The following is a 23,710-nucleotide window of genomic DNA, read 5'->3' on the forward strand; positions in this document are numbered from 1 at the left end:
TAGATACAGAACTATAGCCTCTTTGCTTAGTTTTTCCCCTTGTGGGATCCGAGATAGACCTCAATCACTCGCGGGTCGTTTTTCACATCCTCAAAGGTACCTTCGCACAGCACCGAGCCTTGGTGTAAAACGGTAACCTTGCGGGCAATTTGTCGGACAAACACCATGTCATGTTCGATCACCAAAATGGTGTGGCTTTGGGCTAAGGATTGAATTAACTCTCCTGTAGCTTCCGTTTCTTTGTCCGTCATCCCGGCCACGCATTCATCCAGCAGCAGCAAATCCGGATCTTGAGCAATCACCATGCCGATCTCCAGCCATTGCTTTTCTCCGTGGGAAAGCAGCCCTGCCGGAACCCGATCCTTACGGCTGAGGCCAATGGTTTCCAAAAGAGCATCCGTTTTTTCTCGCAGATGCTTTTTGCCCAATAGGGTGGAAAAAACCCTTTTGTCAGGGTTGAGGGATAGCTCCAAGTTTTCTCGCACGCTCAAGTTTTGATAGACCCGCGGCGTCTGAAACTTGCGCCCAACACCCAAAATCGAGATCTCATGTTCCTTGAGCTTGGTCAGATCTTTTCCTTTAAACAGCACCCGGCCTCGAGTAGGCTTAACCTTGCCCGTCAGCACATCGAGAAACGTAGTCTTGCCTGCCCCATTGGGGCCGATGACCACCCGCAGCTCCCCTTCCTCCAGAGAGAAGTTCAGCCTGTCCAAAGCCTTGAAGCCATCAAAGCTGACGGTGAGATCCTGAGTTTGTAAAATTTGTCGGGTAGCGGTGGGAGCTGCAGTGAGCATAGGGATCACATCCAAGAACGGAAAGGCCAAAGGTCAAACCGGATTCTCAACCCATCAAATAAACCCATCAAATAGGAGAGGAAACTTGGCATCGCTGGCTCACCCATCAGATCTGGGATCCTTTTACTCTGAACTTGCACCTTGCGTATGATGCACATCGACAGAAAGCCAGATTTAAGCTGGGGAAGTATCTGCCAAACGCCTGCGCCAAAGCTGAACGGTGACCCAAAGCTGCCTGCCTTGGGTGCGCACCCAACCCACCAGTCCATCCGGCAACACCAGCACCACCAGCAGGAACAATCCCCCTTGGAAAAACAACCAAATTTCGGGAAGATTTTCGCTCAGCAAGCTCTTGGCAAAGTTAACCAACAGAGCCCCCAGCACCGCCCCCACCAAACTGGCCCGACCGCCCACCGCCACCCAGATTACCATCTCAATGGAAAAGGGAACGGCCATCGCATTGGGAGAGATGATCCCAGTTTGCAAGGTAAACAAAGCTCCGGCAATGCCTGCCAGGGCAGCAGACACGGCAAACACCAGAACTTTAAAGCCGGTGGGATCGTAGCCGGAAAAACGAACCCGTGGCTCGTCATCTCGAATGGCTACCAGGATCCGACCGAATAGGCCGCTGGTCAGCCAACGACAGAGAAGGTAAGCCAAAACCACCGCCAGAACTGTAGTGACATAGACAGCAAAGCGCATTTCGGACGAGTTGACATCTAGGCCAAACAAAGTCTGGAAGTTGGTCAGGCCGTTGGTGCCATTAATTAAGCGCTGTTGGCCGTTGAAGAAGTTAAAGAAAATAATCGTGGTGGCCTGAGTTAAAATGGAAAAATAAACCCCTCGGATGCGATTTCTCACCACCAAATACCCCAGGGCTGCCGCCACCAAAGCCGGGATCAAGACCACAGCAACAGCCGTAAACGGAAACGAATAAAAGGGATACCAAAACCAGGGCAATTCCGTTACCCCATAGAGGCTGAAAAACTCCGGTATCTGACCTTCCGGCAATTGCAATTTCAGGTGCATCCCCAGAGCGTAGCCCCCCAAGGCAAAGAACACCCCATGCCCCAGGCTGAGCATGCCGGTATAGCCCCAGATGAGGTCGATCCCCAAAGCTACAATGCTGAGGGCCAGAAACCGCCCCAACAAGTTGAGCCGAAAGCCAGACAGCACAGTTGGGGCCACAAAGATCAAGGCCAGCACCAAAACGATGAGGATCCCGGCCTCCCACAGAAGCTTGCGAGAAGAATTGGGATCCCCACCCGCGGCGGGAGCAGCCACTTCATGATCAGCACGGGGGGAATGAACCAGTTTCATGGGCTTTGTGAGGGAGTAGAAGATGGAGAGTCTGGTCCTAGAGTTTTCGCCAAGCGAGATCATTCCCTAGGCATCCACCATACGACCTTTTTCGGGGAAAAGGCCCCGAGGTCGCACCTGCAAAAAGGCCACGATCAAAGCAAAGACCATTACCTTGGCCATGCTCGTGGTGGCAAAAAAGTTGAGGGTATCGGTCAGGATGGGCACGTTGGGAAAAATCAAAGCCAGCGTCCCGGAACCGATGACAAAGTTGGCAATCCCGATCCCAAGCGCTGCCACAATGCTGCCCAAAAGCTTACCGACACCCCCCACGACAACCACCATAAAGGTATCCACGATGTAGTTTTGGCCGGTGTTCGGCCCCACGGATCCCAGCAGGCTGACCGCTACGCCGGCCACTCCCGCCAGACCCGAGCCGACGGCAAAGGTGAGGGCATCCACCTTTTGCGTGGGGATCCCTACACAGGCGCTCATGGCCCGATTTTGGGTAACCGCCCGGATGCGCAGCCCCCAGCGGGTGCGTTGCAAGAAGAAGTACAGCCCTAGGATGCAGAAGACAGTGAGGGCGATGATAAACAGGCGGGTATTGGGCAAAAACAGGTTGCCCACCGGGATCCCACCCCCCAGCCACCGGGGAGCCGTCACATCTTTGTTCTGGGCTCCAAACCAGGGTTGAGTGACTGCTAAAGCATAGGTTTGCGCCAGCACCCGCCCCCCCACCGCTGCAATTGCCGTGGAAAGCACCAGTAGCAGCGCCAGCGTCCACCCTTTGAGGCGCGGCCAATCCGTTCGCCTGGCCAAGAGCCACCAGCCGCCAAAAAAGAGCACCGCGAAGGCCCCCAAGCGGAAAGCCAGCACCCAATTGACGCTGCGCACAAACTGCTGCAGGATCAGGCTCACGCCCCAGGTGGCCAAAAGGGTCTCCAAGGGTCGGCCATACAAAAAGCGAATCACCCCCCGCTCCAGGGCTAGTCCCACCAGAGCCGTGACGGCAAAGGCAGCTACCAAAGCTGGAAAGATGTACAGATCCCGCCAGGGATCCCCTAGGGAACGAAAGGCATTTTGAACCACAAAAGTGGTGTAGGCCCCCAACATCATCAGCTCCCCATGGGCCATGTTGATGACCCCCATGAGGCCGAAAACAATGGCCAAGCCCAAGGCGGCTATTAGTAAGACGGTGCCGATGCTAAGGCCGTTAAACAAGCTATCCAAGAGCAAGGTCATGGGCAGGGGATCCTCCTTCCAACTAAACTAGGGAGGCTAACCGAGCATCTAGGCGGGATCCCCGACCCTATCCAAACGGCAAGGGATCCCAGCCCTGGCCAGGACTAGCTGACTTTGTAGCGACCGCCCTTGGCCGGATCTGACCAATCGCAGGCAAAGCCCTTGGTCTCTGCCACAAACTGGTTCCAGGGCTGTGGTTCCACGGCATCCGTAGAAAAGATGACATCAAACAAGCCATCGGAGCGCACCTGGCCGATCCGCACATATTTGGTCAGGTGGTGGTTGGTGTTCATGGTTACCAAGCCTTCAGGGGCATCGAAGGTCTGGCCGTAGGCTGCCTGCCGCACGGCGTCGATCTCCACCGTTCCCGCTTTTTCTGCCGCCTGCTTCCAGATGTAAACCATGATGTAGGCGGCTTCCATCGGGTCGTTGGTGACGCGGTTTTGGCCGTATTCTGCCTTGAAAGCCTCCACAAACTTCTTGTTGGCAGGCGTATCCACCGTCATAAAGTAGTTCCAGGCGGCGAAGTGCCCTTCCAAAAATTCGGGGCCAATGGCCTGCACCTCTTCTTCGGCAATGCTGACGGACATGGAAGGATAACGATCCGGCCCCAGCCCTGCCCCTTTCAGTTGTTTGAAAAAGGCCACGTTGCTGTCGCCATTCAAGCTGTTGTAGATCACACCGCCATTGGGAAGAGCGGCCCGGATCTTGCTGATGATGGGGGTAACTTCTGTGTTGCCCAAAGGCAGATAGTCTTCACCCACCACCTTGCCCCCCAGGGCTTCCAACTGGGCCTTGATGATGGTGTTGGCCGTGCGGGGGAACACGTAGTCGGATCCCACCAGGAAGAACTCTTTGCCCTTGTTCTTGAGCAGCCATTCCACCGAAGGCTCGATCTGCTGGTTGGGGGCAGCGCCGGTGTAGAAGATGTTTTTGGAGCACTCTTGTCCTTCGTACTGCACGGGATACCAGAGCAGGTGCTGCTTGGATTCAAACACCGGCAACACGGCTTTGCGACTGGCCGAAGTCCAGCAGCCGAATACCGTTGCCACCTTGTCCACATCGATCAGTTTGGTGGCTTTCTCCGCAAAGGTTGGCCAATCGGAAGCGCCATCCTCGATAATCGGCTCGATCTGCTTGCCCAAAACCCCACCGGCGGCATTGATCTCTTTGATGGCCAGCTTTTCCGCATCCACCACGCTGGTTTCCGAAATGGCCATGGTGCCGCTAAGGGAGTGCAAAATGCCAACGCGGATGGTCTCTCCCTGGGCGTAGGCGGGCACGGATCGCTTCACCCAGATCTGCGGCCCTAGGGCAGCCCCGGCTCCGGCCAGAGCGCCCATTTTCAGCACTTGACGACGATTAAATGATAGAGCCATCGGTGATCTCCGAAACGAAGTGAGTGCAAAGGGTATTAAGAAGTCCAGTTGTTGCAGCAGCCCGGCCAACAGAGGGAAGCACTTAGCTCATCACCTCGCCCATGTGTTAAATTTGCCCAACTGCAGTCGGCTGAGGCTTTCACCGAATGCCTTCCCAACGTCAACAGGGGAAAGGCTAATCCTGCAGTCGAGAAAGCGTTGTGCATCCCTGTTGCCTTAACGTGTTCCATCAAACCCATTCAGCCCGGAGAGAATTGTATCGCGGGATACCTTTTCCCAGAATCCGAGCCCTTTCCCCACAGGCTGTAGGCAAAGGCAGGGATCCCTTGCTGCCGGCATAATAGGGGTTCTGGGGTCGAGAATTAGTTGAGAGTTAATAGCTTATGGTGCAACAGGCCGGCTATGGATCTTGGCGATCCCCGATTACCGCTGACCTGGTGGTGACGGGATCCCTGCGCTTGGGACAGGTAGTTTGGGATGGAGGGGATCTCTACTGGACGGAGGGTCGCCCACAAGAGAAGGGGCGAAACGTGCTGATGCGGCGCTCTGCCGACGGGATCCTGGTGGAGCTGACACCGGCACCTTTCAATGTGCGGACACGGGTGCATGAGTATGGGGGTGGAGCTTATTGGGTGTCGGCAGGGGTAGTGTATTTTTGCAACTTCGCTGACCAACGGCTCTACCGCCTGCTGCCGGGTTCGGATCCCCAGCCCCTGACAGAAGCAGGCCCCTATCGCTATGCAGATGGGGTGGTGGATCGGGCGCGTGGACGCATCCTCTGTGTGCGGGAAGATCACAGCCGCCAGGGAGAGCCGGAAAACAGCCTTGTCTCGATTGACTTGGAAAGCGGATCCCAGCAGATTTTGGCTTCTGGGCACGACTTCTACGCCAGCCCGCGCCTCAGTCCAGACGGCCAGACCTTGGTATGGCTGACCTGGGATCACCCCCAGATGCCCTGGGATGGGACGGAACTGTGGCGGTCTGAGGTGAACCCTGACGGCAGCTTGGGAGAACCTCAAAAGCTGGCCGGTGGCCCTGCCGAGTCGATCTTCCAGCCCCAGTGGTCACCGCAAGGGGATCTCTACTTTGTTTCCGATTGCAGCGGCTGGTGGAACCTCTATCGCTGGGATCCCCAGGGCCCCATTCCCCTCTGCCCTATGGAAGCGGAGTTTGGAGAGCCGCAGTGGGTGTTTGGCCTGAGCACCTACGGCTTCTGTGGCGATGGGCGCATCCTGGCCTGTTATGAACAAGACGGGCTGTCTCATCTGGCTTATCTGGATCCCCATTCAGGACAGTTGGCAGGGATCCCCTTGCCCTACACCCAGATCAGCGGTTTGCAGGTGAGTGGGGAAAAAGCCGCTTTCCTGGCCGGATCCCCGACGGAAGCCACTGCCTTGGTCTGCCTAGACTTACCCTCCAGCCAAGTGGAGGTGGTGGCCCGTTCCAGCAGCGTGGCGGTGGATCCGGACTATCTGTCGATCCCAGAGCCCATTGTTTTTCCCACCGGTGGCGGCAAGGAAGTGGCCTACGCCTTCTTCTATCCCCCCAAAAACCGAGACTTTGTTGCCCCTGCTGGCGAAAAGCCACCCCTGCTGGTGAAAAGCCACGGCGGGCCCACCGGGGCGACGGCAGCCGTGCTCAACCTGGGGATCCAATACTGGACCAGTCGGGGGATTGCCGTTTTGGATGTGAACTACCGGGGCAGCAGCGGCTACGGACGGGCCTATCGGGATGCTCTCAAAGGCCGGTGGGGCCTGGTAGATGTGGAAGATTGCATCGCCGGATCCCAATTTTTGGCAGAACAGGGCAAGGTGGATGGGGAACGGCTGCTCATTCAAGGGGGCAGCGCTGGCGGCTATACCACGTTGGCGGCCTTGACCTTCCACGCCGTCTTCCGAGCAGGTGCCAGCTACTACGGGGTGAGCGATCTAGAAGCCCTGGCCCAGGAGACCCACAAGTTCGAGTCTCGCTACTTGGACAGCCTCATTGGCCCCTACCCAGAGCGGCGGGATCTCTACCGGGAGCGTTCCCCCATTCATCACCTGGAGGGCCTCAATTGTCCGGTTATCTTCTTCCAAGGGTTGGAAGACGCCATCGTGCCCCCCAATCAGGCGGAGAGGATGGTGGCAGCCCTACGGGCCAAAGGGATCCCAGTGGCCTATGTGCCCTTCGAGGGAGAGCAACACGGCTTTCGCCAGGCGGCCAACATCAAACGGGCTTTGGAGGCAGAGCTTTACTTTTATGCCCAGGTGCTGGGGTTTCCGCTGGCAGAACCTCTTGAGCCGGTTCGGATCGAGAACTTGGACATCTGATGATGACTGCTCAATGGGTCGAATAGAAAGGGATCCCGTCCCATCTATGGCCCATTGTTGCTCCACAACGCTGTCGCGACAGAGCAGCCCCTCTATGATGGACTTACCAGCCAACCCGGATGGAGTCATCGATATTGCTCCGCAACACTGTCGCGACTGCTGGTAAGAGAGCTGGTCATGAGCGTCAGTAGCCCTTCCTTCCGTGAACTGCCCATCTTAGAAAGCGGCGATCGTCTCACCCGCGATGAGTTTGAACGGCGCTATCAAGCCATGCCTCAGCTCAAAAAAGCCGAGCTGATTGAGGGAATTGTTTACGTGGCATCTCCCCTCAGATATCGCCGACATGGCAGACCACACAGCCACATCATGGCCTGGCTGGGAGTTTATGAAGCAGCAACGCCGGGGGTTGAGTCGGCGGGCAATCCAACCGTTCGCCTGGACTTGGACAATGAGCCGCAGCCAGATGCCATATTGCGGATGCACGAATCTTGTGGGGGACAGTCCCGCATTAGCGAGGATGACTACATTGAGGGTGCACCGGAGCTGATTGTGGAGATTGCCGCCAGCACAGCTTCCTACGACCTGCATGATAAGCTGCGGGCCTACCGGCGCAACGGCGTGCGGGAATATCTGGTCTGGCTAACCCAAGAGCAAGCCTTTCGCTGGTATGTCTTCCAGAATGGAGAGTACGTGCAGCAACAGCCCAATGAGTTGGGCGTTTTGTACAGTCGGGTGTTTCCGGGGTTGTGGTTAGCCGTGGACGCGCTGCTGACGGGCAACATGCAGCAGGTGTTGGGTGTGCTGCAAAGGGGAATTGAGTCGGAGGAACACCGAGAGTTTGCAGCGCGGTTGGCAACCCGAGAAGCAGAGGCTGGAGCCTAGGCCATGAGTCGGAGGGACGGGTTTGCGCTCAGAAAGGCCCAGGTTAATGGCTGTGGGCCAACAGGTTGGGCTCGAAGACAGCCATCTCCAACCGAAACGGGATCCCCATGTGGGCCAGCCAGTCCTGCAGCGGATCATCGGCCAGCGCCAGGATCTGCCCTTGGGGGGAAACGTGGGCCGGGCGGTGCCAATTGCCCAGTTGATGAATCACCTGGCCCATCTGGATGGGGTTTTCAGGTTGAATCAAGAGCACCGGTTCGGGTTGGGCTTTGACCCGAATGTGTCGCTGCGCATCCGCATAGAGCAGATCCCCATCGTGAAGATGGGTGCCCCGAGGCAGCATCAACTGGATCTCGGTACCCCAGTCGCTCACCAGCCGTTGCCGGGATCGCTGGCGGTCGTGCCAAGTGAGGGCAACCACTTCCAAGTGGCCGGGGATCCCCTCTGGCGGCTCGTCCAGCAGTTGCGTCACCGTAATGGCCGCGGGATCCTCTCCCGCAGCATGGGCATCTTCGCTCATGTTAGGGACTCCAGATATTGGCTGAGGTCTTCTTGAAGGCGAGAGAACTCCACTTCGGTGGAAAGGCGCAGCACCTTGGTTTTCAGAGTCACCAGCACCTTGGCTGCGTGGGGGCCAGCCCAGATGTTGGGGTTGCAGAACATCTCCAAGCTGAAATCTTCAGTAGGGTAACGAAACTCAACCGGCTCCTGAGGCTGCTGTCGGGAACGGATCTTGAGTCGCTCCAAGAGGATTTGCAGAGCCTTGTGCCATTGTTGTGCCGCCTCAGGCGAAAGGGAGAAACTGGCCGAGCCGGTTGCGAAGTTGAGGGCAAACTGAGGAAAATGGGTAGTCATGGAGGCCCGTACCGTTCGCGAAGCGTCCTTTGGAGGGCAGCATTGGACAACAACAGTATCTTACGTCAGCTCTTGCTAATGGGCGTGGGCACAACCACTCTGCTGGCAGAACAGTTGAGAAAGGCTGCCGACGACTTGGTGCAGAAGGGGCAGCTCAACCCAGAAGAGGCATCCAATGTCATCAACAACCTGCTCAACCAGGTGAAGGCCGAGCAGAGTAACTTTGAATCCTACGTTCAGCGGCAGGTGCGCAACGTCCTGCAGGATCTGGGCGTGCCCCGCCAATCGGAAATGGACGAGCTGCGCGGGCGGCTGGATCGGCTGGAGCGGCAGGTGCGCAATTTGGAAAATCAGGTTTACCGCCGGTAGCCGAGCCAAGCCTTCCCCTTTTGCCGGCTTTCCTTTGCCGTTGGGCAGGGTTTTGCCGAACGTTGCGATACCCTGAAGTCCTCTCTGGGAGAATTCATCAAGTTCCCATGTCAAGCGAAGTTTTGACCGTCACAGGCCGAGGGATCCCCCTGCTGGGCAACGACATCGACACCGATCGGATTATCCCGGCCCGCTTTTTGAAGTGCGTCACTTTTGACGGCTTGGGCCAGCACGTGTTTGCCGACGACCGCGCCCAGGATCCCGGCCAACACCCCTTCGATCAGCCTCAGTACCAGGGATCCCAGATCCTTGTGGTCAATGCCAATTTTGGCTGTGGCTCCAGCCGGGAGCATGCCCCCCAAGCGCTGGCCAAATGGGGGATCCGCGCCCTCATTGGCGAAAGCTTTGCCGAGATCTTCTTCGGCAACTGCTTGGCCCTAGGGATCCCTTGTGTTACGGCACCCCCGGCTGTGATTCAAGCCCTGCAGAAGGCGGTGGCGGAAAATCCCCAGCTCCAGTTGACACTGGATCTGCCCAGCAAACAGGTGTGCTGGGGGGAGAACGCCGCTGCTGTGGAGATCCCCCAGGGAGCCTGGCAAATGCTGGTGCAGGGCACCTGGGACGCCACAGGACAACTGCTGGCCGCCCAAGCCCAGATTCAGCAAGTAGCCGCTTCTTTACCCTACGTGCGTTGGCAGCGAGCCCGTTGAGCAATCCTCTCCCCCCTGATACCCATACATGGCTGGGCAGTGCCGACCCGGATTTTATGGATTTGGCGATCCGGGAGATAGAAGCTGCGGATCCAGAGGCTGCCGTGCAGCGGCTAAAGGAAGCACCTGGCTTGGTGTGGGTATGCAGCCAACGCTCATTTGCCGACCTGGCTGGGGCTTGGCAAGCTGACCCGCCCATTTTTTTGCGCCACATCTGCCCCATTCACCAAGAACGGCGGCTGGCCGAGGGATCCTTAGTTGAATTGCGCCTTGATGGGGAAATGTTGGCAGCCATTGACCCCGCCCTCAGCTTTTCGGTTCAGACGCGCCTGTTTGGAGAGCCGGCTCTCAAGCCCTTCCAGGTCAATGAAACCCTGGCCGAACAGGTGATGGCAGCGGTGGGATCCCCCCTGCAGGTCAAAGACCCCCAGCAGGTAATCTCGGTGGTGATCCTGGCTCAACCGATGGGCATTCGCGCTTGGCTGGGCCTATCCTTGGCTGCCCAGAACCTCTCCAACTGGGCCGGTGGGATCCATCGCTTTCGGCAGGATCCAGAGCAGATCAGCCGCTCCGAGTTTAAGCTGCTGGAGGCCATCCAGGTGTTTCAGATTCCCTTGGTGCCAGGGGGACAGGCTCTGGATCTGGGGGCAGCGCCGGGGGGATGGTCGCGCATTTTGCGTCTATATGGCCAGCAGGTCACGGCAGTGGATCCGGCGGACTTGGACGAGCGCCTCAGCCAAGATCCGGGGATCTGCCACCATCGCCTCAGCGCCCAAGCCTACTTGGCCCGTGGCCCAGGCCGGTTTCACCTGATCCTCAACGACATGCGGATGGATGGCCCGGCTTCTGCCCGCCTGATGGTGGCTTTTGCCCCCCATCTGCAGCCACAGGGGAGAGCTGTGATGACCCTGAAGTTACCTCGCCAACACCGCCTGCGGGTGCTGCGGCAAAGTTTGGAGATCTTGGGTAGTGCCTTCCCCTTGGTGAGGGCCCGCCACCTGTTTCACAACCGCAGCGAAGTCACCCTCTACTTGGGGATCCCTGCCCCTTAATCTGCCGTTTCCACCACCTGAATCTCCCGACGGAGCACCATTTCGCGAATGGACTCCAGCAAGCCTATCTCTTCGGGGGAGATTTTGCCGTCCGACCGGATGGCGTTGACGATTTGATCCACCTCTGTGCGGGTGAGCTTTTTGTCTTCCAGCGCTCGATCCACCAGCGCTTGCAATTGCGAAAACTCCATAAGGCTCCTCTTGCTTGAACAGGTCTTGTCGCCTCATCTCCTCATCCAAGCTACCCGCCCTGACCCAAATCTCCTGCAAGCGCAAGATTCTCTTCAGGTATCCTAAAGAAAACGTGAAACCCACCGAGAGGAAGACATCATGGCTGGCCCGGATCCCAGGAGCACTGCGCACGATTGCGCCACCCTCTGTCGAGATGGCTGTGTCTTGGGAGAGGACTGCCCCCACCGAGAGGCGGCTCGCCAAGCCGTGGCCTTTGTCATGAGCACCGACTGGGAGACCTTGATGCGGATCGCCGAATCCAAGAACCTACCCAAAAGCTCCCCTCAGGAAGAGATGGATCCCCTGCAGTTTTTGGAGAATTACCGCTTGGGCGGGTAAGCCCCAACCAGTCTCCCTAAGGACAAGGGATCCCTGCTGAGGATCCAGGGGTTTTGAGCCATACTGAGTTAGGTGGGATCCCTGGATTCTATGGTTTGGCCTTGGATCATCATCGGGTTAGTCCTCATTTCTGCCGAATTGTTTTTGCCAGAATTGGTTGCCAGCTCGGTGGGGCTGGCGGCGCTCTTGGCGGGGCTTTTGGCTTATTTGGGGCTGCCGATCTGGGTACAATTTGCCAGCTGGATTGGGGCATCGGTGGTGTTGATTATCCTCAGCCGCCGTCTGGTGCCCCATGGATCGGTTCAGGTAGAGGAATCTCGCGAGGCGCGGGCAATCACCCCCATTCCCCCAGGCGAACGGGGGCGGGTTTCTTATCTGGGTTCCACCTGGAACGCCAAGTGCAGCATTCCCAACCTAGAAATCCAAGCCGGACAGGAGCTCTACGTGGTGGAGCGACAGGGGAATACCCTCATTGTCATGCCGGCCAAGATGCTCAAGTCGTAAACTACCCGACCCTGACTGCTTCGCAGTACAGGGCGGGCTTTTGGTAGCCCTGCAGTTGGCAAGCCAACCACGAACCTCTAGGCTGGTTTACAGCAGCCCCCAAAAGCGCAATCACCTTCGCACCGTTAAAATCCGCATCCCCTTCCCAACCGCAGTGCCCGCATTTGAACTGCTTACCCTTGCGATAGGATTGAGCGGAGTCGGGATGAATATGCAGGCACTTGTGGCAGATCTGCGAGGTATAGGCCGCAGGGACAGCTACCACTTTGACACCCGCCCTCACAGCCTTGTATTCGATAAACCGCCGCAGCTGGTAGAACGCCCAGCTATTGCTACGCCGCCGCTCCTCACGACTGCGGGGGTGTTGATTGGTGCGTTCTCGAATGCCGCTTAAGTCCTCAATTGCAATGCAGGCAGAAAGAGATTTTGCTGTTTTAACGATGCTCTTAGCGATACTGTGGTTCACCCAAGCTTGAAAGCGCCTCTCCTTGCCAGACAGCCGTTGCAACAGTTCTCTGCATCTGCGCCGCGAACTGCGTGTGCCCTTACTGGCTTTGCGTTGGAGTGCCGCCCTCAGCTTGGAGTAGTGGTCTCGTACCTTGTTTAACTGCTGTCCATTCCAGTTCTTCCCCTCTGAGGTATGAGCGATATCTATCCTTCCCAAATCCACCCCGATCACCTTGTCGGTATCTTGTTGCTTGGGTGGTTTTTTCTCTACGCAAATCTGGATGTAGTAGGAGCCATCTTTGCGCTGGACTAGGGTGGCCGATTTGGGGTTAGAGCCAGCCAGCATTCCCCTCTGGTAGTTGCCAATGGCTAGCTCAAAGCGTTCTCTTCCATCAACCGTGGCAAGCGACACTGTCCAGTCTTTCTCGCGAAACGAGAAGATACGTGCATCGTAGGTAACGAACCTACGCTTGAACTCTTTAACTGGACGGTTGCGCTGTCTCGCCACTTTGCGAGCGCCTGCCACCCGTCTGCAGACCTGCTGGGCCAGATTACTGGACAAGCCAAACCGAGCGCGAATCTGGTAATAGCAAAGGGATTGGAGTTTGACTGCGTTGACTACTTTTTCTGGTGTGTTTTGGTTGACCCAGTTCAACGCCTGCACAAAGGCATCCATTGTCGCATCCAACTTTGCGGCCTGCGACTGGGACACCTTGAGCTTGCAAGCTACAGTCAGGGCTTGGGTCATGCGCCGATTGTACTTCATCAAGGAAGGCCGCATTCCTCTCGGCACTGACCCTGGATAGTGGTGAGTGGGTAGTGACTAGCCACTAGTCACTAGCCACTAATGTAGAGTGCGGGGCTCCTGCGGGCTCTAGCTGAAGCGGACAGATTCTTTTGTTCCCCTGTTGATCTGAGCGAGGGATCCCTGCTTAGGGGTGCATCGGAGGCGGGGATCTGGCATAATCACAAAAGTTAAGCCGGGATGTAGCGCAGCTTGGTAGCGCATCTGCTTTGGGAGCAGAGGGCCGCAGGTTCAAATCCTGTCATCCCGATCCTGACTGCGACGGGAATTGAGCCGTTTACGCTATTGACCGAGAGTTTCCCACCTATCCAGAGCCCCGCAGCCAAAACCCGCATCTATCGGCAGGGGTGCAGTCTTTGTCTTGAAGGCGCAAGAAGCAAACTCTTCGATTCTTCGATGCCATGAAAGAAATGGGCGGATCAGGCAGCCAAGCGGGATCCCTCGTAGCCAGGCCAAGGAGAAGCAAGCACAAAAAAGGCAGGGTTAACTTGCCCCTGCCGAGAAGATCGAGAGTTGAGAGCTTGCTCTCGTTGTCGTAATCGTTGCATCAAGGCGCGGTTCCGTTTGTCCAGTTGGCGCTTGCGTGCCGATCCCCCACGACCGCGACGGTTTCTGCCCTGATGGCGAGGAGATTCATGAGATTTCAACAGCATGGGATTCCCCTGATAAACTAAACAGTCCTGCCTGATTCTAAACGAAACCTCAGCAACTGGCCACAAGACTGGCGGCGCAAGCTGCGGCATTTGCGGCTGGGGATAGGCCGTCTTTGTCAATTTATTCGCATCATTCGGCATGGAGGACTCCTTGGGACAGCCAGTCTTTTAGGCGGTGGGTAGCCCGGCAGTCATCCTCGTTGTAGATAATCGAGTGCTCCAAATATCTGCGCTCCCGAGTTTCCAGCCATTGGCTATACCAATAAATGGACTGGGCGCCATTGGCATCAGGCAGACGCCACTGAAACCCCAACCAGCGGGCGATGTTTTTCAGGGAATAGCTCTCGATCGGCAGCACCACCGAGCGTTGCACCCAGGCCTGTAAATCCACAAAGCGCTGCAACAACTGCCGCAGCTGTCGGGGATCCGTGCGGTATTGCTCCCCCAGCCGTCGGCAGGTCTGCACTTCAAAGCCGTGAAAGTGGTAGATGGGAGCGTCAGGATAGCGTTGTGCCAGTTGCAAGAATTGCTCCCAAGCTTGCCTTTCTTCCCGCGGCTCGGCGGCCAGGCAACTGTGATAGCTCGCAACCTTTTTCCCCTCGGCTTGCTCCACCACCAGCAGCCCCAGCAGATAGGCGACGTTGTGGCGGGGATCCGCCTCGATATCGAAGTACAGCTCTACGGGTGTGGTGGGCAGGGTTTCCGGGGGGGATTGAATCCAGAGAGGCTGCCGGCTGAGGGTGGCACGGGCTTGCAGCTGCAGTTGCAGGGCCACGCCGGATCCCAACTTGGGAATGGCTTGCAACCTATCCAACTGAGCGTTGGCCAGGGCTTCAATCGAGTGGATCCCCGCCTCTTGCAAAAGGGGATAGCGGGATCCCGTTACGCCCGGCAGCAGGCTGAGGGGTTGAGCGGCGGCGTTCAACTGCCGACAATGCTCCCGCCAGTGGCAAAGATGGCAGCGGCTGCGGGCCATGAACACCTGCGGTGGTTCCGGCTGGTTGAGGGAGTGCAGGTACTCCTGCAGCAATTGCCGCACCTGTGCTCGTCGGCGGCTCAGGTGGACGGGGTGCCACTTCCCATCTTTCAGGATCAAAATGCCCCGCTTGGGAACGTTTCCCTGCAGGGATCCGAGCAACTCTGCCTGCAAAGCCAGCAACAATTCGTATTCCGGTTTGGGGCGTTTGCCGATACGAATATGAACCGGCAGGTAAGAGGATCGGGCGGCGTGGCGACTTCTGCCAACGAGAGCGGGATCCCGAATCAGCAGATCCAGGGAGCTGCTCACCCAAACTGAACGTCCCTCTGGAACAGCTTCAGGCGGCAACGCAAGAGCGGGCACCATCTCGCAGTCTTCTGGGGCAGGGATGGGATCCCTTGGAGAGGAGGAGTGAGGGACAGGTTCAGAAGCAAGCTGCAACAGCTCTGCCTCAGCAGTACAGTTGAGATCTTCCTGCGGTTGCCAAAACAGCTCTGCGGCAATCCGTCCGCCGTAGATCCGCTCCGCCCCGTCGGCCATGGCTGCCAAGAGAGCTTCATTGCCCGGCGCAACCTGTTCTCCGGGGAATCGCTCAAACACAGCGGCTGCCAGGGCTTGGCGATCCCGCCGCCATTGCTCCAGCAGGTTGTCCGGCGGCAGCTTGGCCTCTTGAGGGCCAAAGCGATCCAGGTAAGGCAAGCGTCGGCAACGAAAGAAAGCAAACAGCTCCTCAGCCTCAACAGAACCCTGTCCTGCTGCTGCAACCTGGCACTCCAACGGTGGAAAACCTCAGCTCTGCTGCCATTGTGGCACGCCCCCAGGTTGCCCTCTGATCCTTCAAGACTTGGGATCCTGAGTGGGCAGGAGATGGGCAATAATGCGCTCAATCATCTCAGATTGGCGACGAGCTGTATCGGCTTGCTGTTGACATATTGCCTTTAACTCTCCCAGCCAAGTGCTCTGCTCCTGGGATATCAGCACCTGTTGTTGAACAATGGCTTTCAGATGGGTTAGGTCATCCTTGACGAAGCTGACGGTCTCGGCCAGGGTCAACACAGCCCCAACCAGGCGATCCAGCCGGAAGTCAATTTGGTCGAATCGGTCTTTGCTCTGCATTTTCCTTACATTGGTTAGTAGAGGGTATCGGTGGGCGCTGAAGGGAAGTCACTTCACCAAGAAAAAGCCCCAAGCCGAACAGTCAGCCCGCTCAAGCTTGTGTCTTTATTGTTACCCGTACGTACAGATACAGCACTAGCTATTTAGTGCGACTTCCCCTATCTGCTGTACGATCACGCCCTGCCCTGCGGACGTAACTCACCCTTCAGGTGCAATGTGCACTATTTTGCAGAGCTTGGAGAAAAACCACAGGGAACGAGATCACAGCCACGGAAGACTTGAAGGGATAGCATAAACTACTGCCAAGGGCAGGGATCCCTGATAAGACCTGCAGCTTGCTGACACGGCTGGCGTATGCTGGAGAATAAAGATTTCTTTACACTTTACCGGAGCAGACTGTGACAGCTCTTTCGACGGCCCCAACCTTGCCCCAAACCAAGACGGTGGCGGTGGAAATGCAGGGGGTGTGGAAGCGCTTTGGGCAGCAGGTTGCCGTTCAAGATTTGAGCCTGCAGATCCCCCAGGGGGAAGTGTTTGCCCTGTTGGGGCCCAACGGCGCCGGCAAATCCACCACCATCCGCATGCTTACTAGCCTTACCCGACCCAGCCAGGGATCCATCCGGGTGGGGGGGTATGACGTGGTGCGGGATCCGGTGGCGGTGCGGCAGCAAATTGGCGTAGTTCTGCAGCCTATCACCCTAGAGGCAGAGCTGACCGTTTGGGAAAACCTGGAGTTCCACGGGCGTATGCACCACATCCCCAACCCAGAGCGGCAACGGCGCATCGATGAATGGCTGGAGTATGTGCGGCTGGCGGATCGCCGGCAAGACAAAGTGAAAACCCTCTCAGGGGGAATGAAACGACGCTTGCAGGTGGCCAGGGCGTTACTGCATCGCCCCCAGATTTTGTTTTTGGACGAGCCCACCGTCGGGTTGGATCCCCAGGCGCGGCGGCTGTTGTGGGAGATCTTGCGGGATCTCAATCGGCAGGGCATGACCTTGCTGATTACCACCCACTACATGGAGGAGGCAGAAGAGCTGTGCGACCGCATTGGCATCATGGATGGGGGAAGGTTAATCGAGTTGGGCAGCACCGAGCAACTGCGGGCCAAGTATGGAGAGGCCCTGCTGGTGCGATCCTGTCCTGGCCGGGAGGTGGAGTACACCTTTTTCCCCAGCTTGGCGGAAGCTCAGCGGCAGTTGGAAGCTGAACCTGACAAAACCGGCCTCATGGTGCGCCCGGCCAACTTAGAAGACATTTTTGTGCGTTTGACAGGCCGCCGCTTGGATTAACGGGCCCTCACCCCTGGCCCCTCTCCCAACGTGAAGAGGGGAGAGTTATTTGGGGGTTAAGGTTTTTCCTCTCCCCATCCCTCCTTCGGAGCGGGGGGCTCAAACTTGTAGCCAACTCCACGCACGGTGCGGATCAACTCCGGTTGGCTGGTATCAGTCTCTAGTTTCTTGCGAATTTGGCCAATGTGGACATCGACCACCCGTTCATCTCCCTCGTGGTTAAAATCCCACACCTCTTGAATCAGCTCAGCCCGTCGCCAAACCCGCCCCGGATGTCGAGCCATAGCATAGAGCAAATCGAACTCCAGTGCTGTTAAGTTGATCAGGCGCTGCTCGCGGATGACTGCTCGGGTTTCCGGGTCGATTACCAAAGAGGCAAAGGTCAAGACCGGTGCGCTGGCAACTTCGGTCTTCATGCGTTGCCGCCGCAGAATGGCTTGCACTCGCGCCTGTAACTCCGGCAGGCTGAAGGGCTTGGTCAGGTAGTCATCTGCCCCCAACTGGAATCCGTGCAACTTATCAGCAGGGCTGACGCGGCTGGTCAACATCAACACGTACACGCCGGTCTCTTTTTGCATTTGCTGGCAGAGATCGTAGCCGCTCACATCCGGCAAGTTCAGATCCAAAATTACCAAGGCCGGCTGAAAAGCGCGCAACTGCTGTAAGCCCTCGGCCCCCGTCATCGCCACCTCAACCGAATACCCCTGCCGCTGCAAGTACCGCTGCAGTAGAGCACAAATGCTGGGATCATCATCGATGATGAGGATGCGTGACATGGCAGCTTGGCACTCTCGAAGTCAGCAGGAGACAAGGTTGCAGGGCGTTGGGGTGTGGGGATCCCTTCGGCAGCTCATGGGCAACAATCGTGCAGAGGTGATGGGCCCTCGGCTCGCGGGTGAATAAAGAGCCCTCTCAACAGGGCAAGCTTGACCCCAACCTCGGCCGGAAAGGGCCACAGGCGCAGGCAATTCATGAGTGATTGAACACTTAAATCTTATTTCAAGTCTTTACGTATGGGGTCACAGGGGGAGTTCATCCTTGTCAAGGCTGCCCTTCTCTCCAAATTAACGGAGGCTTATCCAAGAATCTTGGGCATTATCTTACTGAGTTGCCCAAGGGGAAAAGTAGCGTAAGGAGGATCCGTCAAGCAAGATCCTTAGCACCTGGAGTTAATCTGGAGGCCGTGGCGCTTCCGTTCCTGTCTCGAGGTCTGGCCTTAGTGTGGGCGGTTTATCCTGGAGGCCTATGTACACCAATCCCGATGAAGTCTTCCGCAAAGATGTCTGGTTGGCCCTCTTCACGTGGGGGATCCTGGAGCTGGCTTGTTTCGTGATTATCCCATTCACTGGAGCCTACGCATTCTCGCAAGTGGCGGCTTGGCTGTGGCCCTCTTTGGTTTTGGGGCCGGTGGGGGCGGTTGTGGTGGCTTTTTGTTCTAAAGTGGTGCTGGCTGCTAACAACATCCCGGATCCCAGGAGAAAACAAGCCCAGCGGCAAGTGGCTCAGGTGGTCAGTCTTTTTGGCTTTCTGGGCTTGGCATTGCCCCTCCTTCTGGCAGGATGGGTATTTGGCCGAGAGATTTTGACGACCGACTGGCAGAATAAGTTCACCAACACCAATAAGTAGAAGCTAATCTCCGACGCCCTTGCCCTCTGGGGTCGCGTCGCCCCGTCAGCGTTGCGATTCCTCTGCACAGGCCTAGCAAGAGCGCTGCGGAACACGATACATTGGGATGCAATCACGTCAGCGTTGCGCAGCAGTCGTGCTCTGGCTTTCGTAAATCCCCGGTTTTGACGGGGATCCCATCTTCTCTGCGGATTCTTGCCTGCAGCATTGCGGGAAGGTATTTCGGATGGCTAACTACCCGATGCGAGGCCGTTCTTCTCCTGCTTCTGGCGGTTTTCCCTTGGGCACCTTGGTGGTGGTGAGTGTCTCGGTTGGGGCTCTGGCCGCCTTGGCTTGGCAGTTGTGGCAGCTCGTCGCCCCCATGTTGGCCCCCCCTGCCCCGCCTCAATTTCCGCAGGCGGTGCGCTTGGATCCCTTGCCCCGCCCAGCCAGTTTTCCCTCTCCCCCCTCTGGCCCTGCTGCAGGCACTGTTGACCCTGAGGGATTTCCCCCCGGCAGCCGCGGGCGGGTGATCGAGCCAATTGGCCTGGCAATCCGCAGCCAACCTTCTGCCGATGGAGCCTACCAAGGGGGAATTGTGGTGGGGGAAACGGTGACGGTGTTGGAGTACAGCGCCGATGGTCGTTGGCAACGGGTGCGGCGGGAGTTGAACGGACAAGAGGGCTGGGTGCGCGCCGGCAATTTGGGCCCTGTGGATGGTGCTTCAGCTTCAACTTCTACAGCTCCCACGGTTGAACCCAACCCTGAATTAACTCCTTTGCCGGCTCGACCCCCCATGGTGGCAGTAGGTGGGCAGGGACGGGTGATCGAGCCCATTGGCCTGGCGCTGCGGGCCACTCCAGAGCGGGAGGGAACCTACATTGGTGGTGTGCCCATGAACGAGGTGGTGACGGTGCTGGGCCTCAGCGAAGATGGTCGTTGGCAGCGCATCCGCCGTCAGAATGGGCAGGAAGGTTGGGTGCGGGCGGGGAATCTGGCGCAGGAGTAGCCCTTGCCATAGGCATAGCCCTACAGATGCCCTGGTGGGGGATTGTGACGACCGGGAAGGCTGTGTTTCGGTAGAACAGTACCGATGCCAAGCTATGCTGGGGCTGCAGCTTGTTTACGCGACCGTGCTGGCAGCGCGGAGCAATGGTGAAGTGCGTCGGGGGATCTGCTTTCAGTGCTAGGAGGGCAGAGTTCTTGCCTCTGATCTCCTGGAGATCAAGCAGTTGCTGACCCCATCTTCGCCGCCCATGGACAGACCAAAACCCTGGATCCTTTCTCGTTCTTGCTTGCTACTGCTTCTTGGCTTGCTTGAGCCTGCTCCGGCTTGGGCCCATGGGGTGGAAGCCTCTCTTCGGGCTGTTCCCGCTTTTGAGATCGAGGCCCGCTACGATTCTGGGGAACCGATGGGATCCGCCCGGGTGACGGTATTTGCGCCAACGGATCCCACTACCCCTTGGCAGGAGGGACAGACGGATGCGCGGGGACGATTTCTGCTGCAGCCGGATCCCAACCTGACGGGCCTCTGGCAGGTGCGGATTCGCCAGGCCGGGCATGGGGTATTGGTCAATGTGCCGGTGGGCGAGGAGTTCCCTCAGACAGAAGGGATCCCCAGCGCTTCCCCACCCTTTGGGCCTTTGCAGCGGGGGGTTATGGCCGCCTGTGTCATTTGGGGCTGTCTGGGCACAGCTCTGTTCTTCTCCAGGCCCCGTCAATCTGGTTACGCAGCGGTGGAGAGCCCACCGGTTTCGGGATCTCCAGGGTCAGGAATCTCAGGCTCCCAGGCTGGCTCCTCTGCTCTGGAGTAGGACTGACCATGCACATCAGCGATGGCATTTTGCCGGCACCGCTTTGGCTAGGGGGTTATGGCATCACCGCCCTGATCACCAGCTACAGCTTGCGGCTTCTCCGTCGCGCCAGCGTTGCGGAGCAATGTCCTTGGTGGGAACGGGATCCCCGCCATATTGCTACGCAACGCTGTCGCGACCAGTTGCCCAAAGCGGCTTTGCTCACGGCTGTCTTTTTTGTGGCCTCTTCGATTCACCTGCCCTTTCCCCCGGCCAGCCTGCATCTGGTGCTGAACGGGTTGATGGGTCTGATGTTGGGGGCTTTGGCCTATCCGGCGATTGTAGTGGGCTTGTTTTTTCAGGCGGTGGCCTTTGGCCATGGGGGCCTGACCACATTGGGCATCAACGCCGCCATTATGGGGATCCCGGCGCTCCTGGCCGGTGGGATTTTTCGGGCAGGCCGTCGGGTGATGGGGGCCGGAGTGTCTGCCTTCTTGGCGGGAGCGGTTGGGGTGGGTCTAGCAGTGCTGTTGTTTTACGGGGTGGTCATGGCTGCTGTGGTTGACGCTGGCAGCGGGATCCTCTCCACAGAAGCCGGTCGCCTGGCTCTTGGGAGCTTGGTGGTGGCCCACATCCCCCTGATGGTGGTGGAGGGGTTGTTCGCCAGTTGGGTGGTGCTGTTTTTGCAGCGGGTACAACCGGCGCTGCTGGGAGACTATGGCAAGAGATGAAGCCGGCTCAGGGATCCCTTGCTGCTGGCGCGGTCAACAATCCCATCCTCACCCCTCCAAACCCCTTTCCTGGCTGCACCGGTGGCAACCTCTGCCCAAGGTGCTGGGCCTGATGGCGCTGATGGCGGCTTTCGCCTCGGTGAGGTGCCTGGCCCTCTTGCCGCTCATCTGGGCGCTGGTGGCTGGACTGTGGAGCCTGTCGGGATTGCCTTGGAGCCTCGGGCTGAGGCGGCTGGCAGCCCCAGGGCTGTTGGTGGCAGGGTTGATGGGGATCCTACCCTTCTGGGCGGGGGAAACCATCCTGTGGCGCTGGGGATCCCTGGCTCTGCGTTGGGAGGGGCTGCAGATGGCGCTTCGCATTGGGGGGAGAGGGCTGGCCCTATTTGCCCTCACGATGCTGCTGCTGGAGACCACTCCCACATCGGAACTGTTGGCAGCTTTGCGGGCCCTGGGGATCCCAGACCTCCTGCTGGAACTGGCCTGGCTCACCCAGCGCTATTTGCAGGAGGTGGCCGCTCAGTGGCAGCAGATGCAACGGGCAGCCCGGCTGAGGGGTTGGCGACCGCGGGGATCCCTGTGGCGTCCTGGGCCGTCTCTAAGACAAGATCTGCCCTTTCTGGCCGCTTCGGTGGGCACCCTGTTGGTTCGCAGCTACGAGCGCTCGCAGAGGGTTTATCAGGCTTTGCGCCTGCGGGGCTATGGACGGGCACCTCTGTTTTCGACGGCGGCTGGCGGGGATCCCTACAGTTGGGCGGCCACCGCGTTGGCCGTGGCTACGGCTCTATTGCTCCGCAACGCTGATGCGGCCCTCAACTAGAATAGATAAGCCTCTGGCAAGCTGCCCCCTTTTTGATGCTCAGTCCATGAATGGGTTAGAAGCGACCGTCTCCAGTTTCCCATCCGTTAAGGACTCCGTCCCGCTTACGCGAACAGCGGTGCAGCGTACAAAGGCGTCGGTTGCCGTTTTACACCTGGGCTGCGAGAAAAACCGGGTGGACACCGAGCACATGCTGGGCCTGCTGGCCCAAGCGGGCTACCGGGTGGATGGGGACGAAGAGAGCGCTAACTATGTGATTGTCAACACCTGTAGCTTCATCGAGGCAGCGCGACGGGAGTCGGTCAGTACCCTGATGGAGCTGGCGGTACAAGGCAAAAAGATCATCATTGCCGGCTGCTTGGCGCAACACTTCCAGGAGGAGCTGCTGCAGGAGATCCCGGAGGCGGTGGCTATCGTGGGTACGGGCGACTATCACCAGATCGTCCAAATCATCGAGCGGGTGGAGCGGGGAGAGCGGGTCAATGCCGTTACTTCTAGCCTGGATTACATTGCCGACGAGACCGTACCTCGCTATCGCACCACCCACGCGCCGGTGGCCTACCTGCGGGTAGCCGAGGGCTGTAACTACCGCTGCTCTTTCTGCATCATCCCCCACTTGCGGGGCGACCAACGCTCTCGCTCCATCGAGTCGATCCTACGGGAAGCAGAACAGCTGGCCGAAGAGGGGGTGCAGGAGCTGATTTTAATTTCCCAGATCACCACCCACTACGGGATCGATCTCTACGGGGAGCCGCGGCTGGCAGATCTCATTCGCGCCCTGGGCAAGATCCCCATTCCCTGGATCCGCATGCTCTACGCCTACCCCACCGGCGTCACGCCTGCAGTGGTGGAGGCCATCCAAGAAACTCCCAATTTCTTGCCTTACCTGGATTTGCCCCTACAGCACAGCCATCCGCAGATCCTCAAGGCCATGAATCGCCCCTGGCAAGGGCAGGTCAACGACCGGGTGATCGAGCGGCTGCGCCAGGCGTTGCCCAATGCCGTGCTGCGCACCAGCTTTATCGTCGGCTTTCCTGGGGAGACGGAGGAGCACTTCCAGCATCTACTAGACTTTGTCCAGCGCCATCAGTTTGACCATGTGGGGGTGTTTACCTTTTCTCCCGAAGAGGGCACCCCTGCCTACCACCTCCCCCATCAGGTTCCAGAGGCCGTCAAACAGGAGCGCCGTGCCCGCCTGATGCAGGTGCAGCAGGGGATCACCTTCCGCCGCAACCGCGAGCAGGTAGGCCGGGTGGTTCCCGTTCTCTTGGAGCAGGAAAACCCCAGAACCGGCGAGTGGATTGGCCGTTCCCCCCGCTTTGCCCCCGAGGTGGATGGAGTGGTGTATGTGCAGGGGCAGGGATCCCTGGGATCCCTGGTGCCGGTGCAGATCACCCGCGCTGAGCCCTATGATCTCTTTGGCCAAGTGGTGGCAGCGCCGGAGGGTTTTAGCTGGAGCGGGCGGTAGCGGTGCAAAGCACTTTGGTAGGATCTTCATCCA

General features: G+C 58.2%; 26 protein-coding genes and 1 tRNA gene. 15 read left to right on the plus strand and 12 right to left on the minus strand.

What is annotated here, in order from left to right:
• Positions 1 to 26 precede the first annotated feature (26 nt).
• The 4 genes from urtD to urtA all read right to left on the minus strand — a co-directional run bounded on the left by urtD (position 27) and on the right by urtA (position 4,717).
• Complete coding sequence (urtD, locus tag CYB_RS09580; RefSeq protein WP_011433599.1) at positions 27 to 794, minus strand: urea ABC transporter ATP-binding protein UrtD; 768 nt, start codon at positions 792 to 794, stop codon at positions 27 to 29.
• A 174-nt stretch (positions 795 to 968) separates the two neighbouring features.
• Positions 969 to 2,177 carry an urea ABC transporter permease subunit UrtC gene (urtC, locus tag CYB_RS09585; protein WP_011433600.1) on the minus strand — a complete coding sequence of 403 codons (1,209 nt, stop codon included), beginning with the start codon at positions 2,175 to 2,177 and terminating at the stop codon, positions 969 to 971.
• Between the two features lie 3 nt (positions 2,178 to 2,180).
• Complete coding sequence (gene urtB, locus CYB_RS09590; RefSeq protein WP_011433601.1) at positions 2,181 to 3,338, minus strand: urea ABC transporter permease subunit UrtB; 1,158 nt, start codon at positions 3,336 to 3,338, stop codon at positions 2,181 to 2,183.
• A 104-nt stretch (positions 3,339 to 3,442) separates the two neighbouring features.
• Complete coding sequence (urtA, locus tag CYB_RS09595; protein ID WP_011433602.1) at positions 3,443 to 4,717, minus strand: urea ABC transporter substrate-binding protein; 1,275 nt, start codon at positions 4,715 to 4,717, stop codon at positions 3,443 to 3,445.
• 383 nt (positions 4,718 to 5,100) lie between these two features.
• On the opposite strand from urtA, the gene CYB_RS09600 reads away from it, so the two are divergent.
• Together CYB_RS09600 and CYB_RS09605 are read left to right on the plus strand one after the other, a co-directional pair.
• Positions 5,101 to 7,029 (plus strand): S9 family peptidase, encoded by a 1,929-nt coding sequence (locus CYB_RS09600; protein WP_011433603.1) that lies wholly within the window; start codon positions 5,101 to 5,103, stop codon positions 7,027 to 7,029.
• Between the two features lie 177 nt (positions 7,030 to 7,206).
• Positions 7,207 to 7,911 carry a Uma2 family endonuclease gene (locus CYB_RS09605; protein ID WP_041436634.1) on the plus strand — a complete coding sequence of 235 codons (705 nt, stop codon included), beginning with the start codon at positions 7,207 to 7,209 and terminating at the stop codon, positions 7,909 to 7,911.
• Positions 7,912 to 7,954: 43 nt separating this feature from the next.
• Here CYB_RS09605 and CYB_RS09610 read toward each other — a convergent pair whose 3' ends face one another.
• Both CYB_RS09610 and CYB_RS09615 read right to left on the minus strand, forming a co-directional pair.
• Positions 7,955 to 8,431: an urease accessory protein UreE gene (locus CYB_RS09610; RefSeq protein ID WP_011433605.1), complete on the minus strand. Its 477-nt coding sequence runs from the start codon at positions 8,429 to 8,431 to the stop codon at positions 7,955 to 7,957.
• Entirely contained in the window at positions 8,428 to 8,766 is a 339-nt protein-coding gene (locus tag CYB_RS09615) for a hypothetical protein (protein ID WP_011433606.1), read from the minus strand. Before CYB_RS09615 ends, CYB_RS09610 begins: the two co-directional genes overlap by 4 nt.
• A 42-nt stretch (positions 8,767 to 8,808) precedes the next feature.
• On the opposite strand from CYB_RS09615, the gene CYB_RS09620 reads away from it, so the two are divergent.
• The 3 genes from CYB_RS09620 (at position 8,809) to CYB_RS09630 (ending at position 10,897) form a co-directional block, all read left to right on the plus strand.
• Entirely contained in the window at positions 8,809 to 9,135 is a 327-nt protein-coding gene (locus CYB_RS09620) for a phasin family protein (RefSeq protein ID WP_011433607.1), read from the plus strand.
• A 107-nt stretch (positions 9,136 to 9,242) separates the two neighbouring features.
• Complete coding sequence (gene leuD / locus CYB_RS09625; RefSeq protein ID WP_011433608.1) at positions 9,243 to 9,845, plus strand: 3-isopropylmalate dehydratase small subunit; 603 nt, start codon at positions 9,243 to 9,245, stop codon at positions 9,843 to 9,845.
• On the plus strand, positions 9,842 to 10,897 hold the full coding sequence (locus CYB_RS09630) for an SAM-dependent methyltransferase (protein ID WP_071818169.1): 1,056 nt from the start codon (positions 9,842 to 9,844) through the stop codon (positions 10,895 to 10,897). Before leuD ends, CYB_RS09630 begins: the two co-directional genes overlap by 4 nt.
• Here the strand turns inward: CYB_RS09630 and CYB_RS09635 are convergent.
• Positions 10,894 to 11,088, minus strand: a complete 195-nt coding sequence (locus CYB_RS09635) for a hypothetical protein (protein ID WP_011433610.1) — start codon at positions 11,086 to 11,088, stop codon at positions 10,894 to 10,896. The genes CYB_RS09630 and CYB_RS09635 overlap by 4 nt on opposite strands.
• Before the next feature lie 139 nt (positions 11,089 to 11,227).
• Between CYB_RS09635 and CYB_RS09640 the strand changes: the two genes are divergently transcribed.
• Both CYB_RS09640 and CYB_RS09645 read left to right on the plus strand, forming a co-directional pair.
• On the plus strand, positions 11,228 to 11,467 hold the full coding sequence (locus CYB_RS09640) for a hypothetical protein (RefSeq protein WP_011433611.1): 240 nt from the start codon (positions 11,228 to 11,230) through the stop codon (positions 11,465 to 11,467).
• A gap of 90 nt (positions 11,468 to 11,557) precedes the next feature.
• Positions 11,558 to 11,971, plus strand: coding sequence for an NfeD family protein (locus CYB_RS09645; protein ID WP_011433612.1), 414 nt, complete (start codon positions 11,558 to 11,560; stop codon positions 11,969 to 11,971).
• 1 nt (position 11,972) lies between these two features.
• On the opposite strand, the gene CYB_RS09650 is transcribed toward CYB_RS09645, so the two are convergent.
• The gene (locus CYB_RS09650; protein ID WP_011433613.1) at positions 11,973 to 13,166 is read right to left on the minus strand and encodes an RNA-guided endonuclease InsQ/TnpB family protein; all 1,194 of its coding nucleotides are present in this window, start codon (positions 13,164 to 13,166) and stop codon (positions 11,973 to 11,975) included.
• A gap of 233 nt (positions 13,167 to 13,399) precedes the next feature.
• On the opposite strand from CYB_RS09650, the gene CYB_RS09655 reads away from it, so the two are divergent.
• A tRNA-Pro gene (locus CYB_RS09655) sits at positions 13,400 to 13,473 on the plus strand.
• Between the two features lie 169 nt (positions 13,474 to 13,642).
• Here CYB_RS09655 and CYB_RS09660 read toward each other — a convergent pair.
• The 3 genes from CYB_RS09660 to CYB_RS09670 form a co-directional block, all read right to left on the minus strand.
• Positions 13,643 to 13,876, minus strand: a complete 234-nt coding sequence (locus CYB_RS09660; protein WP_041436636.1) for a hypothetical protein — start codon at positions 13,874 to 13,876, stop codon at positions 13,643 to 13,645.
• 130 nt (positions 13,877 to 14,006) lie between these two features.
• Entirely contained in the window at positions 14,007 to 15,632 is a 1,626-nt protein-coding gene (locus CYB_RS09665; protein WP_238376749.1) for a TM0106 family RecB-like putative nuclease, read from the minus strand.
• 60 nt (positions 15,633 to 15,692) lie between these two features.
• A complete protein-coding gene (locus tag CYB_RS09670) occupies positions 15,693 to 15,971 on the minus strand; it encodes a hypothetical protein (protein ID WP_011433615.1) in 279 nt (92 codons plus the stop codon).
• 443 nt (positions 15,972 to 16,414) lie between these two features.
• Between CYB_RS09670 and CYB_RS09675 the strand changes: the two genes are divergently transcribed.
• Positions 16,415 to 17,263 (plus strand): ABC transporter ATP-binding protein, encoded by an 849-nt coding sequence (locus CYB_RS09675; RefSeq protein WP_011433616.1) that lies wholly within the window; start codon positions 16,415 to 16,417, stop codon positions 17,261 to 17,263.
• Positions 17,264 to 17,319: 56 nt separating this feature from the next.
• On the opposite strand, the gene CYB_RS09680 is transcribed toward CYB_RS09675, so the two are convergent.
• Positions 17,320 to 18,039 (minus strand): response regulator transcription factor, encoded by a 720-nt coding sequence (locus CYB_RS09680; RefSeq protein WP_011433617.1) that lies wholly within the window; start codon positions 18,037 to 18,039, stop codon positions 17,320 to 17,322.
• 469 nt (positions 18,040 to 18,508) lie between these two features.
• Between CYB_RS09680 and CYB_RS09685 the strand changes: the two genes are divergently transcribed.
• From CYB_RS09685 to rimO, 6 genes are all read left to right on the plus strand, one after another.
• A complete protein-coding gene (locus CYB_RS09685) occupies positions 18,509 to 18,889 on the plus strand; it encodes a hypothetical protein (RefSeq protein ID WP_011433618.1) in 381 nt (126 codons plus the stop codon).
• Between the two features lie 226 nt (positions 18,890 to 19,115).
• Entirely contained in the window at positions 19,116 to 19,877 is a 762-nt protein-coding gene (locus tag CYB_RS09690; protein ID WP_011433619.1) for an SH3 domain-containing protein, read from the plus strand.
• A gap of 304 nt (positions 19,878 to 20,181) precedes the next feature.
• The gene (locus CYB_RS09695) at positions 20,182 to 20,682 is read left to right on the plus strand and encodes a hypothetical protein (protein WP_187147228.1); all 501 of its coding nucleotides are present in this window, start codon (positions 20,182 to 20,184) and stop codon (positions 20,680 to 20,682) included.
• Positions 20,683 to 20,690: 8 nt separating this feature from the next.
• Complete coding sequence (gene cbiM, locus CYB_RS09700) at positions 20,691 to 21,392, plus strand: cobalt transporter CbiM (RefSeq protein WP_011433621.1); 702 nt, start codon at positions 20,691 to 20,693, stop codon at positions 21,390 to 21,392.
• Positions 21,379 to 22,209, plus strand: a complete 831-nt coding sequence (gene cbiQ, locus CYB_RS09705; RefSeq protein WP_011433622.1) for a cobalt ECF transporter T component CbiQ — start codon at positions 21,379 to 21,381, stop codon at positions 22,207 to 22,209. Before cbiM ends, cbiQ begins: the two co-directional genes overlap by 14 nt.
• 46 nt (positions 22,210 to 22,255) lie before the next feature.
• On the plus strand, positions 22,256 to 23,677 hold the full coding sequence (gene rimO / locus CYB_RS09710; RefSeq protein ID WP_202943699.1) for a 30S ribosomal protein S12 methylthiotransferase RimO: 1,422 nt from the start codon (positions 22,256 to 22,258) through the stop codon (positions 23,675 to 23,677).
• Positions 23,678 to 23,710 lie beyond the last annotated feature (33 nt).

The organism is Synechococcus sp. JA-2-3B'a(2-13), from assembly GCF_000013225.1.
In the GTDB taxonomy this organism is placed as follows: Bacteria; Cyanobacteriota; Cyanobacteriia; order Thermostichales; family Thermostichaceae; genus Thermostichus.